A 14,558-nucleotide genomic window follows, 5' to 3' on the forward strand; every position below is an offset into this window, starting at 1 on the left:
CGGCTGCCCCCCCGCCGCTACCCGCCGCGCGCCCGCGCCGACACCGCCGCGCCCGCGCGGCCCGACCGTCCCGCCGGGGAACCCGGCGGCAGGCGGCCGGTGATCCGCATCCGCGACCTGGTGTTCGGCTACGGGTCCCTGCGCGTGCTGGACGGCGTCACCCTCGACGTCGTCGCCGGGGAGCTGCTGTGCGTCGTCGGCCCCAACGGCGCCGGCAAGTCGACGCTGACCAGCGTCGTCACCGACCGGCGGCTGCGGGCGCAGGGCGAGGTCGAGTACCTCCTGCCGGGGCACCGGCTCGGCGAGCGCCCGGCGGCGCACCGGATCGCCCGCGCGGGCGTGGGGCGCAAGTTCCAGATCCCGTCGGTCTTCGCCAGCCTCACCGTGGCCGAGGCGCTGCTGCTCGCCGACCGGCGCGGCGCGCCGCCCTCGCCGTGGCGGCGCAGCGCGACCGTCGAGGTCGCCCCGGCCGTGGTCGACATCGTGCGGATCGCCGGGCTGGACGGGCGGGCCGGCACCCTGTCGTCCGACCTCTCGCACGGCCTGCGGCAGGGCCTGGAGGTGGCGATGGCCGTCGCGGCGCGGCCCCGCGTGATCATCCTGGACGAGCCCACCGCCGGCCTGACCGCCCACGAGCGCCACGACATCGGCCGGGTGCTGGAGCACCTGCGCGACATCGGGATCGCGGTCGTGCTCATCGAACACGACCTCGACTTCGTCATCCGGGTCTCCGACCGCGTCGTGGTGCTGCACGGCGGCCGCGTCATCGAGGACGGCCCGCCCGAGACCGTCCGGGGCTCGGAGGTCGTGCGCAGCGCCTACCTCGGGACGGCGGTCCGATGAGCGCGGCCACCGCGGAGACCCTCGACCTGCACGTCCGGGACCTCGACGCCGGGTACGGCGCCGCGACCGTCATCCACGGCGTGACGTTCGACGTCGCCCCCGGCGAGGCGCTCGCGGTCGTCGGCCGCAACGGCATGGGCAAGACGACGCTGCTCAAGGCGATCATGGGCCATGCCGGGCGGGCCGCCGGCGCGGTCCGCGTCGGCGGCGCCGACATCACCGGCCGCGCGCCGCACCGGATCGTGCGCCTCGGCGTCGGCTACGCCGCCCAGGAGGGGAACCTGTTCGCCGACCTGACCGTCGCGGAGAACCTGCAGGCGGCCACGATGCACGCCCGCCGCGGCCACAAGGCGGAACGGCGCGAGGAGGTGCTCGCGTACTTCCCGGTGCTGGAGAAGCGGCTCTGGCAGACCGCCGGCACGCTGTCCGGCGGGGAGCAGAAGATGCTCGTGCTCGCCCTGGCGCTGCTCCGCGAACCGCGGTTGCTGATCATCGACGAGATCAGCGACGGCCTGCAGCCCAGCGTCGTCGACACGGTCGGCGACGTCCTGCGGGCCGAACGGGAGCGGCGGGGCACGTCCCTGCTCATGGCGGAGCAGAACGTCGACCTCAGCCTGCGGGTCGCCGACCGCGTGGCCGTCCTCAAGCTCGGGCGGATCGTCTCGACGGTCGACAGCGCGGCCGAGGGCGTCCGGGACCGGCTGATGAAGGAGCTGGCGCCATGACCCGCCGTGCGGCCGCCGGCCCGCCGCCGGCCGGAGACACGCGCGCGACGGGGGACGCGCGAGCCGCCGAGGGCGCGGTGCGGGTGGACGGCGCCGACCTGCGCTGGACGCGGCTCGGCCACGGCGCGCGGACGGTCATCGCGGCGCACCAGGGACCGGGCGGCCCGTCCCGTCCGCTGTGGCTGCGGATGCTGGCCGCCACCCCGGGCTGGAACGTGCTGTCCCTGGAACTGCGCGGGACCGACGGCACGTCGCACCCGCACGAGGACCTGGGCGACGGCTGGTACCGGCGGTGGGCACTGGACGTCGCCCGCGTGGCCGAGGCCCTCGGCGAGACGGACTACGTCTACGCCGGAGCGTCGCACGGCGCGGTCGTCGGCTGGCACCTGGCGCTCGATCGCCCGCCAGGCCTCCGGGCGCTGATCTCGGTCGTCGGCGCACCGCACGGACGTGACGGCGGGCCCCGGCCGCCGTCCGGGTGGGAGCAGCGCAGGGCCGCCGTCCGCGACCGGCGGCTGGCCGAGGAGGTCTTCGCGTCGATGCGTCCGCCCACGTCCGATCCGGTCCGGCTGCGGCGGCGCGAGAGAGCGCGCGAGTCCTATCTGAAGGGCCTGGAAACGCTCGCCCAGGGCGCCCTGCCGCGGGCCGGCGTCGCCCTCCCCCACCTGCGCACCGACGCCGAGGTCGCGGACGCGCTGCGCACCATCGACATCCCCGTCCTGGTCGCGGGCGGGATCCAGGACCGGCTCTGCCGGCCCGAGGACAACCTGCGGGCGGCCGCCGCCGTCCCCGGCGCCCGCCTCGTCCTGTTCCAGGACCACGGCCACACCACGCTTCTGGACGAGGAGCCGGAGCCGCTGATCGAGCAGATCCGGCTGTTCCTCGCCCCCACCGGACCACGGTCGACGCCGGACCACCGGCCCGACGATGAGGAGGGCTCCCCATGCCTTTGATGCAGATAGCGGACGCCGAGCTGTACTACGACGAGTACGGCGACGGAGACGAGGTCGTCCTGTCGTGCGCGATGGCGTTCGACCCGGGCGCGTACCCGGCCTGCCTGGCCGCGCCGCCCACCGGCTACCACGTGTACACGATCCAGGCCCGCGGCTACGGCCGGTCCAGCCACCCCGACGAGCCGCCCGCGCAGGGCTGGCTCGACCAGTGGGCCGACGACGTCCGCGCCTTCGCCGACCGGCTCGGAGTCGACCGGTTCATCTACACCGGGATCTCCCACGGCGGCGGGATCGGCTGGCACCTGGCGGCCCGCCGGCCCGAGCGGTTGAAGGCGCTGATCTCGGTGGTCGGCACCCCGCACGACCGCGACGGCGGCACCGCGTCGTCCGCCGGGCGCCGCCGGATGATCGAGAACCGCCGCTCCCCCGGGGTCGTCGCCGAGCAGCTCCGGATCATGTACGGGCCGACCGGCGACCCGGTACGCCGCGCGAAGCGGGAGGAGCAGATCGCCCGCCGGGTCGAGCAGTATCTCGCCCAGCCGGAGCGGGAGACCCTCATCAACCAGGGCAAGCCGTTCCCGGACGCGCGGACCGACGAGGACCTGGCGGAGGTGCTGCGCGGCATCCGCGTCCCCGTGCTGATCCTCGCGGCGATGCGCGACGGGGTCATCTCGCCCGAGTCGGCGCTGCGCGCCGCGCGCTCGGTGCCGGGCGCCAAGGCCGTGCTGTTCGAGGACGAGGGCCATTTCATCGGCACCGAGAGCCCGGAGCGGCTCGTCCGGGAGGTGCGCGTGTTCGTGGACGAGTTGAACGGCGTCGCCGAGCCCTTGACCGCCGCACCGTACGCAGCAGGGGCCGGGACCTCGACCGGGGCCGGCGCATGAGCGCGGAGATCACCGTCATGGCCGTCGGCGACGTCATCCTCGACGAGCCCGGCCCCGCCTCGTTCTTCGACCCGGCGCGCGAGACCCTGCTGGGCGCGGACGTCGCGGTCGCCCACATCGAGGTCCCGCACTCGGACTCCACCGAGCGGACCAGCACCGACGTGCCCGCCCCGCCCGCCGACCCCGCCGCCCTGGCGGCGCTGCCCGGCGCGGGGTTCGGCGTCGCGACCCTCGCGGGCAACCACATCTACGACGCCGGCGCGACCGGCATCGCCGACACGATCCGGCACCTGGAGGCCAACGGGCTGGCCACCACCGGAGCGGGCCCGAACCTGCCGGCGGCCCGCCGCCCGGCCGTCGTCGAACGCGGCGGGGTGCGGCTGGCCGTGCTCAGCTACAACTGCGTCGGCCCTCGCGAGTCGTGGGCGACGTCCACCAAGGCCGGGTGCGCCTACGTCCACGTCATGACCCACTACGAGCTCGACCACGCGAGCCCCGGCGGGCCGCCGCGCGTCTACACCTTCGCCGAGCCCGACGACCTGGACCGCCTCGCCGACGACGTGCGGGCCGCACGCGCCGAGGCCGACGCCGTCCTGGTCGCCTTCCACAAGGGCGTGGGCCACACCCCGGCGGCGATCGCCATGTACGAGCGGCCGGTCGCGCACGCCGCGATCGACGCGGGCGCGGACGCGGTCGTCGGCCACCACGCGCACATCATGCGCGGCATCGAGGTGTACCGCGGCCGCCCCGTCTACCACGGCCTCGGCAACTTCGTCACCGTCACCCGCGCCCTCACCCCGACCGGCGGCGACAGCGCCGAGATCGAGGCCTGGGCGCGCCGCCGCGTCGAGCTCTACGGTTTCGCGCCCGACCCGGACATGCCGTACTACCCGTTCCATCCGGAGAGCCGGAACACCGCCATCGCCACGCTGCGCTTCGGCGCGTCCGGCATCACCGGCGCGGGCTACGTGCCCTGCCGGATCGACGACCGCGGACGTCCCGTGCCGCGCCGGCGCGGCGAAGGCGGCGAGGACGTCGCCGGCTACATCGCCGACATCGGACGCCGCGCCGGACTCGACACCGCGACGCGGTGGCGCGGCGACACCGAGATCGAACTGACCGGCGTGGACGGGAGCGCACGATGACGGCACGACCGCTGGACGGCAGGACCGTCCTGGACCTGACGACCGCGCTCGCCGGCCCCTACGCCACCCTGCTGCTGGCCGGCCTCGGCGCGACCGTCATCAAGATCGAGAACCCGGCGGCCGGCGGGGACGCCTCGCGCGGGAACTCCCCCTACGCCCGCGCGGACGGACCGGCCGCCGAACGCGGCGACGCCCGGGACATGTCGGTGTCGATGCTGACCCGCGGCCGCAACAAGAAGAGCATCACCCTCGACCTCAAGAAGCCGCGGGGCCGCGAGGTCTTCGCCGACCTGGTCCGGCACGCCGACGTGGTGGTCGAGAACTACGCCGCCGGCACCGCCGACCGGCTCGGCGTCGGCTACCGGGCCGCGCGGGACGCCAACCCCCGGATCGTCTACACCTCGATCAGCGGGTTCGGCGCCCAGGGCGGCGGGTCCGGGACGGGCAAGGCGATGGACACCATCATCCAGGCGCTGAGCGGCGTGATGATGACGGCCGGTGAGCCGGGCGACCCGCCGGTGCGGTTCGGCCTGCCCGTCGGCGACCTGCTCGCCCCGCTCTACGCGGTCGTCGGCACCCTCGCCGCCGTCCTGCACGCCGACCGCACCGGCGAGGGCCAGCACGTCGACGTGTCGATGCTCGGCGCGCTCACCTCCCTGCTGGCGTGCGAGCCGTTCGACGCCTTCGAGGCGATGGGGCTGCCGGCCCGCACCGGGGCGACGGTGCCGCGGCTCGCGCCGTTCGGCGTGTTCCCGGCGTCCGACGGCTGGATCGCCCTGTGCGGCCCGACCGACGCGTTCGCCCGCGGGGTCTTCGCCGCGATGGACCGTGCCGACCTGGCCGGCGACGACCGCTTCGCCACCCGCGACCGGCGCGTCCGCAACGCCGCGGACCTGCACGACATGATCCGGTCCTGGACGTCCGGGCTGGCCCGGGCGGAGGTGGTCAAGCGGCTCGCCGACCACGGCGTGCCGGCCGCCGAGGTGCGCGAACCGGCCGAGGCCGTCCGGGACGCGTCCGTCCTCGCCCGCCGCGAGGTCGTCGAGCTCGTCCACCCCGACCACGGCCCGACCGGCCTGCTCGGCCCGGGCATCCCGATCACGTTCTCCGTCTCCGGCGCCGGCCTCGACCGTCCGGCGCCCCATCTCGGCCAGCACAACGAGGAGGTGCTCGGCGGGCTGCTCGGCTACTCCGCCGGGCGCCTGGCCGCGCTCGCCGACGAGGGCGTGCTGTGAGCGCCGTGCCCGCCGCGCTCAAGGAACTGCGCGACGCCTACGACGACCGCGCCGCCGCGATCCGGCGGTGGCGGGCGACCGGCGCGCCCGTCGTCGGGTGCGTGGGCGCCGACGTCCCCGTAGAGCTCGTCACCGCCGCCGGCGCGCTGCCGGTGCGGCTCGCCGGCGACCCCGGCCGCGACCGCGCCCTCGCCGACCACTACCTCGGCACCGGCCTGGACCCCGCGTCCCGCTCCATCCTGGCCGGGCTGCTGCGGGGCGAGCCGGACCTCGACCTGCTGCTGGTCTCCAACGACTGCGCGGGCTCCCTGCGCCTGTTCTACACCGTCCGCGAACTGCAGCGGCTCGGCGTCGAGCCCGCTCTGCCGCGCACGCACCTCGTCGACATCCTGCACCTGCCGCACCGCACCACCACCCGCTACAACCGCGTCCGGCTCGCGGAGACCAAGGAACTGCTCGAACGCTGGTCGGGACGGCGCATCGGGGAGGACGACCTCTCCGAGGCCGTCCGGCAGCACGACGAGGCCCGGCGGCTGATGCGCGCGCTGCGGCGGCTGCGCACCGCCGACCGCCCCGCGCTGCGCGGCGAGGAGGCGCTGATCGCGATCGGCGCCGGCGCCGCGCTCCCGGCCGGCGACCACGCGGGGCTCCTCGACCGGCTGCTGCGCGCCGAGGCCGACCTCCCCCGCCACGACGGACGGCGGATCTACCTCACCGGCAGCGCCCACGACGGTCCCGCGGTGTACAGGGCGATCGAGGACGCCGGCCATGTGATCGTCGCCGACGACCACGACTGGGGCGACGCGCTCGCCGACCCCCTCGTCGGCGCGCCCACCCTCGACGCGCTCGCCGAGCGGTACCAGTACCGGGGACCGACCTCCGCGCGGTCGTCGATCCAGGTCCGCGCCCGCCAGACCGCCGCCATCGCCGAGCGGTCGCGTCCCGACCTGCTCGTCTCCTACGTGCGCGCCATGGACGAGGCGCCCGCCTGGGACTTCCCGGCCCAGCGCCGGGCGGCGGGCGTGCCCGCGGTGATCCTCGAACACCGCCGCTACGGCGAACTCGGCGACGACGCCCTGCCCCTCATCACCGGCGCCCTCGGCGCCGCCCGCCCGAAGGGAGAGGCCCTCTGATGGCCCGGCGGAACAAGCTCCTGACCTCCTCCGAGGAGGCCACCCGCCACCAGCGGGAATGGTTCGCCGGACTCCGCGAGGCCGTCGCCGGCGGCGAGCCCTTCGCCCTGGTCAACGCCGACGCCCCGCAGGAGATCTTCCGGACGATGGGCATCCCGTACGTGGTGAACCAGTGGTGGGCGTCCGTCGTCGCCGCCAAGCAGCGCACGGGCGAGTACCTGCGGACCCTCCGCGAGCACGGCTACCCCGACTACTCCGAGCAGTACAGCGCCACGTCCCTGGCGTCCGCGTTCGCGGAGGTCCCCGACCCGCCGTGGGGCGGGCTGCCGCGCCCCACGATCGTCCTCGGGGAGACCACCGGCGACGCCTCCCGCAAGCTCTTCGACATCTGGGAGGAGCAGGACGGCGTCGCGTACTACCCGCTGGAGAGCGCCGCCGCCGACACCGTCCCGGTCAACTGGTGGGACCTCATGCCCGGGCAGTGGGAGGCCGCGCTCGGCGCCCCCCGCCTCGACCTGATGGTCTCCGAACTGGAGGGGCTGGTGCGCTTCCTGGAGACCACCACCGGCCGCGTTTTCCGCGAGTCACGGTTCCGCGAGGTGATGGCGCTGGTCAACGAGCAGGAGGAATGGAACCGGCGCACCCGCGACCTCATCGCCCGCACGCGCCCCGTCCCGCTGCGCGTGGACGACAGCATCTCCAGCGTCATGATCCCGCAATGGCACCGCGGCACCGTCTGGGCCCGCGACGCGGCCAAGCGCTTCCACGACGAGGTCGCCGAACGCGTCGCGGCCGGCGAGGCCGCCTGCCCCGGCGAGCGCCTCCGGCTGATGTGGATCGGCCGCGGCCTCTGGTACGACATGGACTTCTACCGCCACTTCGAGGAACGCCACGGCGCGGTGTTCGTCTGGTCGATGTACCTGGCGATCGCCGCCGACGGCTACATCCGCTACGGCGACGACCCGATGCGCGCCCTCGCCGCCCGTTTCGCCGCCTTCTCCGACCAGCTCTACCGGCCGCCGTGGTCGACGGAGTGGTACCTCAAGGAGGCCCGCCTGCACCAGGTCGACGGCGTCGTGCACCTGGTCGGCGAGGACGCCCGCAGCGGCTGGTTCATCACCGAGACGCTCGAACGCGCCGGCATCCCGGTGTTCGAGCTGCGCGCCGACAACGTCGACCAGCGCACCTACGACCTGATCGCCGTGCGCGACGAGATCGACCAGTGGCTCACGACCCGCGTCAGCGCCCGGGCGTCGACGTAGTCGCGCCGGGGCCGCGGCCGTGCCATTCGCGGTCGAGCATCGACATCTCGATGGACGACCACCAGGCGCCGTCCACCTCGACGACCTCCCGGGACAGCCCCTCCCGGACGAACCCCAGCCGCTCGTAGAGGGCGATGGCCGTGCCGTTGTGGGCGAAGACCCCCAGGCCGAGCCTGTGCACGCCCATGTCGTCGAACGCCACCCGCTGGACGGCTCCGACCAGCGCGGCCCCGATGCCGCGGCCGCGCTGGGCGGGGTCGACCAGGACGCGTCCGAGCCGGGCCGTCCGGCCCTGCGGGTCGACGGTCAGCGACGCGTGCGCGACCGCCTCGGCGGGGTGCTCCTCGTCGATGAACGTCCAGATCCGGAGCCCCGGACCGGCCTTGGCCGCGTACCGGGCGAGCTGCGCGCGGTCGAGCGGCCACGTGAACCCGGTGGGGCCCGACCACATCACCAGGGCGGCCGGGCCGTCGACCCACGAGACCAGCGCGGGGGCGTCGGCCTCGTCGAAGTCGCGCATTCCGATCATGGCTCCAGCTAAGCAGGGGGCCACGGCATCATCAATGCGAACTCTCGTCCGCCGGCCCGGCGGGCGCGGGGGCGGTGTGGATCGAGACGGGACGGGTGGCGGCGTCGTAGGCGGCCCTGGACCCGGTCGCGCCCATGCCGCTGTCGCCCGCCGGCTCGTACAGCCGCTCGGGGCCGCCGCCCTGCCACCGGTTCACCCAGACGACCCCGGCCGGGATCGCGCGGGCGGCGGCCATGTGCGCGGGGTCGTCGGTGTAGACGGTGGCGGCGAGGCCGAAGCGCGTCCTGGCCGCCCTGGCCAGGCCCTCCTCGAAGGACGGGACGACCGCGACCGGGGCGAGGGGCCCGAAGGTCTCCTCGGTCATCACGAGCATGGAGTCGTCCACGTCCGTGAGCACGGTCGCCGGGTAGAAGAAGCCCCTTCCCTCGGGCGTCTCGCCGCCGATGCGGACCTTCGCGCCGCGCTCGACGGCGTCGGCGACGTGCCGTTCGACGATGGCGCGCTGCCGCTGGTCCACGAGCGGGCCGAGGACCGTCGACTCGTCGCGGCCGTCGCCGAGGGTGTAGGTCCGGGCCGCGTCCACGAGCGCGTCGACGAACGCCTCGGCGACGTCCTGGTGCACGTAGATGCGCTCCATCGACGTGCAGATCTGGCCCGAGTTGGCGAACGCGCCGAACGCGACGGCCGCGGCGGTGGCGACCGGGTCCACGCCGGCGTCGACGACCACGGGGTCCTTCCCGCCGAGTTCGAGGATCGCGCGGGTCAGCCGCCCGGCGGTCTCCGCGCCGACCTGGCGGCCCGCCTCGACGGAGCCGGTGAAGTGGACGAGCCCGACCCGCTCGTCCGCGACCAGCGGCACGCCCGCCCGGGAGTCGCCGTGGACGAGGTTCACCGCGCCGGGCGGCAGGTCCGCCAGTTCGAGCAGCCGCACCGCCGACATCGGGGACCGCTCGGACGGCTTGAGCACGACGGTGTTCCCCGCGGCGAGCAGCGGGCCGATCGCGCCGAGCGTCATCGGCACCGGGAAGTTCCACGGGACGATGACCGCGGCGACACCGACCGGGGTGCGCAGGATGGCGGTGGTCCCGCCGTCCGGCCCGGCGACCGTCTCCTCGAAGGGGTAGTCGAGGGCCTCGGCCACGGCGGCCTTGAACGCGAGCGCCGCGCCGCCGATGAAGGCCGTGCCGAGGGCGACCGGCTTGCCCATCTCGCGGCATTCGATCTCGGCGAGCTCGGCGGCGTGCCCGGCCACCGCGTCCGCCCACCGGGTCAGCCGCGCCACCCGCTCGGCGACGGGCAGCGCCGCCCAGGCCGGCCCCGCCTCGGCGGCGGCGTCCACGGCCAGGCGGACGTCCTCCGGCGAGCCGCTGGGGCAGCGGGCGACGGCCTCCCCGGTCGCCGGGTCGACCACCTCGTGGAAGGTGTCGCCGCGGGTGTCCGCCGGGCGTCCGCCGATGAGGTTCTGCAGAGTCTTCACTGGACGGTGCTCCTTGCCGGGTCCGTTGCGTCCGGGGGTCAGGCGAGGCGGTCGGCCATGAGCTCGCCGACCATGATCGATGCCAGGTTGGTGTTGGCCCGCGGGACGGACGGGAAGACCGAGGCGTCCACCACGCGCAGCCCTTCGAACCCGCGGACGCGGCAGGACGGGTCCACCACCGCGGAGTCGTCGCCCGCCGCCCCCATCCGGCAGGTGCTGGTGCCGTGCTGGGCGTCCACCGCGGTGGCCAGCAGGTGGTCGCCGAGCGCCGCGTCGTCGTCCAGGACTCGAACAGGCGGGCGTTGGCGGCCTCGACCGACCCGGCGACGACGGCGGCGGCCTCGGGGCCGCGCGCCAGCTCGACCAGGGCGCGGACGCCGTCGCGCAGGCGCGCCAGGTCGCGCTCGTCCGACAGCATCCGCTCCCGCACCTCGGGCTGGACCCGGGGGTCGGCGGACGTCAGGGTCAGCGCGCCGCGCGAGTGGTTCTGGTTGAGCCACACGCCGAAGCCGCCCATCGGGAACCTGGTGTCGGCGCTCTCCATGGCCAGCACGTTCATGTTCAGCGACACGAACATCATGTCGTGGACGAGCCCGGGGGCGCCGCTGCTGTAGCGGACGCAGACGTTGGTGTGGCGGTCGTCGGCCGTCCTGACCGCGGCCTCGGCGGTCAGCGGCAGCGCGACGACGACCATCGGGTGGTCCTGCATCCCGCGCCCGACGGGGAGGTCCGCCCGCACCTCGATGCCGAGGCGGCGCAGGTCCGCGGCCGGGCCGATCCCCGACCGGAGCAGGATCGCGGGCGAATGGATCACCCCGGCGCTGAGCACGATCTCGCCGGCGTACTCGGTCGCCGCCGTGCCGGCGGTGAGGACGCGGACGCCGACGGCCCGGCCGCCGTCGAACAGGACCCGGTCGACCAGGGCGTCGCCGCGGACGGTGAGCCCGGGCAGCGACCGGGCCGGTTCGAGGTAGCCGTCGTTGACGGTGACGCGGCGCCCGTCCCGCGAGTTGATCGGGTACGGCGAGACACCGGCCGCGCCGGGCGCGTTCACGTCCGGCGCCCAGGCGTGCCCGGCGGCCCGCGCCGCCGCGGCCAGCGCGCCGTCCACGCCGCCCCACCGCTCCCGCGGCGTCCGGAAGATCGGGGTCGGGCCGCCGCGCCCGTGGTAGGGCTCGTCGCCGAACTCCTCGTCGTCCTCCAGCCGGGCGAAGTACGGCAGGACGTCCTCGGGCGACCAGCCGGCGCATCCGGCGGCGGCCCAGTCCGCGAAGTCCTCCATCGGCGGGCGGATCGCGATCTGCCCGTTGATCGACGAGCTGCCGCCCGCGCCGCGGCCGCGCCAGTAGGGCGCCTGCGGCTGCCGGTCCGTCCGGGACGAGGTGACGCCGTCCCACACCAGGCCGGCGACGGCTTCCGGGTCCATCAGCGCGCGCGCCGGGTTCGGCGAGCGCCAGGCTTCGTGCATCTGCGCCGGCCTGTAGTCGGGCCCGGCCTCCAGGAGCAGGACGCGCTTGCCGCGCTCGGCCGAGCGGGCGGCGAGGGCCGCGCCCGCGGACCCCGCCCCCACGACGATGACGTCCCAGCCCGTGTCCGTCACGGCGAACCTCCTGCGTTCGGCTCGGGAGCGCGGATCCGCCGATGTCCGGACCGCTGCTGGCCGGTAGACTGCCTCCTCGGGGAAAGTTCAGTCAAGAGTGAACTTTCATTTTCTTCTGATCGATGGGAGTCCCGGCCGTGTCGAGCCCCGCCCGCGACGATGGCCCCGCCGACGCGAACGCCCTGATCGACGACTTCGGCCTGCGCATCGGCCGCGCGATGGGATGGCCCCCGATGGCCGGGCGCACCGCGGCCGTCCTGATGCTCGGCGAGGCCCCCATGACCATGGCGGAACTGCAGGCGGCACTGGACGCCAGCAAGGGCTCGATGTCGGAGATGACGCGCCTGCTGGTCGAGAACGGCACCGTCCGGAGGTTCAAGCAGCCCGGCTCGCGCCATTACGTCTACGAATGGCGCGACGACGCCTGGGCGGGCTGCCTCCAGCACCAGCTGGACGCGACGGCCGAGCTACTGGCACTCGCCGAGAGCGCCCACGCGCGCAGCACCGGCCTGCCCGAACGCCAGCGCGAACGCCTCCGCCGGATGCACGAGTACTACACCTTCATGGTGAGCAGCCTCGAAGCGCTCCTCACGCAGTACAAGCGATCCCACTGACGCCCCCGCCGGAAGCCCGCGCCCCGCGGCCGTTCCCCGGCCCTCTCGCAGCCATCTCGCCAACAACTATTGGCGGGACGCCAATAACGGTCTAGTGTTCCGGGTGGCTCACCGGAAACCAGGATGTGTCCCTTGCCGCGGCGGCCGACCGGACCGCGCTTCGCACGCCCCCGCGGCGGGCCACCGGCTTCCCGCGTGCCGAAGGCGGGCCGCGACGATGCGTCACCGCGTGTCAGGAAGGTGTCTGGCCCCCGAGGAGGAGCGAAGGCATGGAGAAACCCAGCAGGCGCAGCGTGCTGATGGCCGGCGGAACGCTCGGCGCGCTCGGCGCGCTGACCGTCGCGACACCCGCGCGAGCGAACTCACTGTGGACGTGGTCGCCCAAGGGCTCGGTGGTCGGCCGCGGCGAGGGCGCCGACCCGAAGTGGGTGTGGGACGAGGAGGCCGACCACCTGGTGGCCTCGCTGCTCGAACGCGGCGACGTGCCCAAGGTCAACGACCTGCTCAAGACCTGGACGAAGAACGGGCAGGCGCTGCCGAGCGGGCTGCCCGCGGATCTGCGCGACTTCCTGGAGCGTGCCCGGCAGCTGCCCTCGTGGACCGACCAGGGCAAGCTCGCGAAGGCGTTCGAGTTCAACCAGAAGCGCGGCCTCTACCTCGGCGTCACCTACGGGTTCGCCAGCGGGATGATGAGCACGGCCATCCCCCACGAGGCGCGCGCGGTCTACTACTCCAAGGGCGGCGCGGACATGCGCGACCGCATCACCAAGACCGCCAAGCTCGGCTACGACATCGGCACCGAGAAGGCCTTCCAGCCCGACGGCGAGATGATCGTGACCTGCGTCAAGACGCGGCTGGCCCACGCGGGCGTGCGCAACCTGCTGCCCAAGTCCGCCTACTGGACCAAGGTCGCCGACGAGAAGATCCCGATCAGCCAGGCCGACATGATGGTCACCTGGCACAGCCTGCCGACGACGGTCATGAAGCAGTTCGCCAAGTGGAAGGTGGCGGTCCCCGACGACGAGTCCGCGGCCTTCCTGCACTCCTGGCAGCTCGCCGCGCACATGCTCGGCATCAGGGACGAGTACATCCCGAAGTCGTGGGACGAGGCGAACTCCCAGGCCGCCCAGGTCCTCGACCCGATCCTCGCGCCCACCGACGAGGGCATCAAGCTCGCCGACATGCTGCTGAACCTCGCCGCGTTCATCGACGGCGGCATCCTCACCAAGCACATCCTCGGCGCGCTCACCCGCTACGTGCTCGGCGACGAGATCGCCGGCTGGCTGAAGATCCCGCGGGAGCCGGTGTGGGACCCGGTGTTCGAGAACCTCTGGCCGCCGTTCGTCGCCGTCCGCGAGGGCGTCCTCGACATCACCAAGGCGCCGAAGGAGCTGCGGGAGTTCTACTGGGTGTTCGACGAGATCATCCGGCAGGGCGTCCTGCTGGTGCTGTCCGGCGCGAACTACCCGATCAGCATCCAGATCCCGACGACCAACAACCCCAACTACTGACCGGACCCTCCGGCCACGTCCTCCGCGCGACGTGGCCGGAGGCCGGCCCCGCCGCGTTTCCGCACGCCGGTACAGTGCCGCCATGGCGACTGAGAGGCTGCGCCCTCTGGAGGACGAGGCCTGGCGGGGCTTCCTGATCACCCATGACCGGATCTGGCGTTCGATCCAGGAGGGGCTCGCGCCCCTGAACGTCAGCATGTCCGAGTACAGCGTGCTCGCCCTGGTCGGCGAGGCCGGCCCTCAGGGCATGCGGATGTCCGAGCTGGCCGAGCGCCGGCTGATGTCCTCCGGCGGGTTCACCCGCCTCGCCGACCGCCTGGAGCGGCGCGGCCTCATCGAGCGGCGCCGCTCCGCCGCCGACGGCCGCGGTTTCGAGGTCACCCTGACGGACGAGGGCCGCGCCCTGCTGCGCGAGGCCTGGCGGCAGCAGTACGGCGACCTCCGCAGGCTCTTCTTCGACCGGCTCGACGAGGACGACCTCCGCCACCTCGCCCGCGTCTGGAAGCGGCTCGCCGCCGAACCGCGGTAGTCCCCGCTGACCGGCCCGGGCGTCCCGCGGACGCCCGGTGCGCCGAGGCCGTCCCTCCGTCCCGCGCGGCGGCGGCTCCGCGTCCCGGAATATTTGCCTGTGCAGATAACTTATTCGG

14 protein-coding genes and 1 pseudogene are annotated in these 14,558 nt (G+C 74.4%); 11 read left to right on the forward strand and 4 right to left on the reverse strand.

The window, feature by feature from the left end:
- From ABT299_RS38105 to ABT299_RS38140, 8 genes are all read left to right on the forward strand, one after another.
- Positions 1–843: ABC transporter ATP-binding protein (locus tag ABT299_RS38105; protein ID WP_500253700.1), on the forward strand; the 843-nt coding region annotated here is incomplete at its 5' end.
- The gene (locus ABT299_RS38110) at positions 840–1,568 is read left to right on the forward strand and encodes an ABC transporter ATP-binding protein (RefSeq protein ID WP_387026478.1); all 729 of its coding nucleotides are present in this window, start codon (positions 840–842) and stop codon (positions 1,566–1,568) included. The genes ABT299_RS38105 and ABT299_RS38110, both read left to right, overlap by 4 nt.
- Positions 1,565–2,521 carry an alpha/beta fold hydrolase gene (locus ABT299_RS38115; protein WP_500253701.1) on the forward strand — a complete coding sequence of 319 codons (957 nt, stop codon included), beginning with the start codon at positions 1,565–1,567 and terminating at the stop codon, positions 2,519–2,521. The genes ABT299_RS38110 and ABT299_RS38115 overlap by 4 nt, the downstream gene beginning before the upstream one ends.
- Complete coding sequence (locus tag ABT299_RS38120; RefSeq protein WP_500253702.1) at positions 2,512–3,405, forward strand: alpha/beta fold hydrolase; 894 nt, start codon at positions 2,512–2,514, stop codon at positions 3,403–3,405. The genes ABT299_RS38115 and ABT299_RS38120 overlap by 10 nt, the downstream gene beginning before the upstream one ends.
- Positions 3,402–4,550, forward strand: a complete 1,149-nt coding sequence (locus tag ABT299_RS38125) for a CapA family protein (protein WP_190855391.1) — start codon at positions 3,402–3,404, stop codon at positions 4,548–4,550. The genes ABT299_RS38120 and ABT299_RS38125 overlap by 4 nt, the downstream gene beginning before the upstream one ends.
- Positions 4,547–5,785 carry a CaiB/BaiF CoA transferase family protein gene (locus ABT299_RS38130; RefSeq protein ID WP_500253703.1) on the forward strand — a complete coding sequence of 413 codons (1,239 nt, stop codon included), beginning with the start codon at positions 4,547–4,549 and terminating at the stop codon, positions 5,783–5,785. Before ABT299_RS38125 ends, ABT299_RS38130 begins: the two co-directional genes overlap by 4 nt.
- Positions 5,782–6,918 carry a 2-hydroxyacyl-CoA dehydratase gene (locus ABT299_RS38135; protein ID WP_347256623.1) on the forward strand — a complete coding sequence of 379 codons (1,137 nt, stop codon included), beginning with the start codon at positions 5,782–5,784 and terminating at the stop codon, positions 6,916–6,918. Before ABT299_RS38130 ends, ABT299_RS38135 begins: the two co-directional genes overlap by 4 nt.
- Complete coding sequence (locus tag ABT299_RS38140) at positions 6,918–8,180, forward strand: 2-hydroxyacyl-CoA dehydratase family protein (RefSeq protein WP_190855387.1); 1,263 nt, start codon at positions 6,918–6,920, stop codon at positions 8,178–8,180. The genes ABT299_RS38135 and ABT299_RS38140 overlap by 1 nt, the downstream gene beginning before the upstream one ends.
- Here the strand turns inward: ABT299_RS38140 and ABT299_RS38145 are convergent.
- From ABT299_RS38145 to ABT299_RS38160, 4 genes and pseudogenes are all read right to left on the reverse strand, one after another.
- Positions 8,158–8,709 carry a GNAT family N-acetyltransferase gene (locus ABT299_RS38145; RefSeq protein ID WP_190855385.1) on the reverse strand — a complete coding sequence of 184 codons (552 nt, stop codon included), beginning with the start codon at positions 8,707–8,709 and terminating at the stop codon, positions 8,158–8,160. The two genes, ABT299_RS38140 and ABT299_RS38145, sit on opposite strands and share 23 nt — an antisense overlap.
- A gap of 31 nt (positions 8,710–8,740) precedes the next feature.
- On the reverse strand, positions 8,741–10,186 hold the full coding sequence (locus ABT299_RS38150; protein WP_387026494.1) for an aldehyde dehydrogenase family protein: 1,446 nt from the start codon (positions 10,184–10,186) through the stop codon (positions 8,741–8,743).
- A 38-nt stretch (positions 10,187–10,224) separates the two neighbouring features.
- On the reverse strand, positions 10,225–10,425 hold the full coding sequence (locus ABT299_RS38155; RefSeq protein WP_500253704.1) for a GMC oxidoreductase: 201 nt from the start codon (positions 10,423–10,425) through the stop codon (positions 10,225–10,227).
- A 125-nt stretch (positions 10,426–10,550) separates the two neighbouring features.
- Positions 10,551–11,786 (reverse strand): annotated as a pseudogene (locus ABT299_RS38160) (GMC family oxidoreductase); the annotation flags it as partial.
- 137 nt (positions 11,787–11,923) lie between these two features.
- On the opposite strand from ABT299_RS38160, the gene ABT299_RS38165 reads away from it, so the two are divergent.
- From ABT299_RS38165 to ABT299_RS38175, 3 genes are all read left to right on the forward strand, one after another.
- Positions 11,924–12,400 carry a GbsR/MarR family transcriptional regulator gene (locus tag ABT299_RS38165; protein WP_500253705.1) on the forward strand — a complete coding sequence of 159 codons (477 nt, stop codon included), beginning with the start codon at positions 11,924–11,926 and terminating at the stop codon, positions 12,398–12,400.
- A 269-nt stretch (positions 12,401–12,669) separates the two neighbouring features.
- Positions 12,670–13,911 (forward strand): oxygenase MpaB family protein, encoded by a 1,242-nt coding sequence (locus ABT299_RS38170; RefSeq protein ID WP_500253706.1) that lies wholly within the window; start codon positions 12,670–12,672, stop codon positions 13,909–13,911.
- An 82-nt stretch (positions 13,912–13,993) separates the two neighbouring features.
- The gene (locus tag ABT299_RS38175) at positions 13,994–14,440 is read left to right on the forward strand and encodes a MarR family winged helix-turn-helix transcriptional regulator (RefSeq protein ID WP_190855374.1); all 447 of its coding nucleotides are present in this window, start codon (positions 13,994–13,996) and stop codon (positions 14,438–14,440) included.
- Positions 14,441–14,558: the final 118 nt, after the last annotated feature.

Source organism: Spirillospora sp. NPDC000708, assembly GCF_040299565.1.
GTDB lineage: Bacteria > Actinomycetota > Actinomycetes > Streptosporangiales > Streptosporangiaceae > Spirillospora.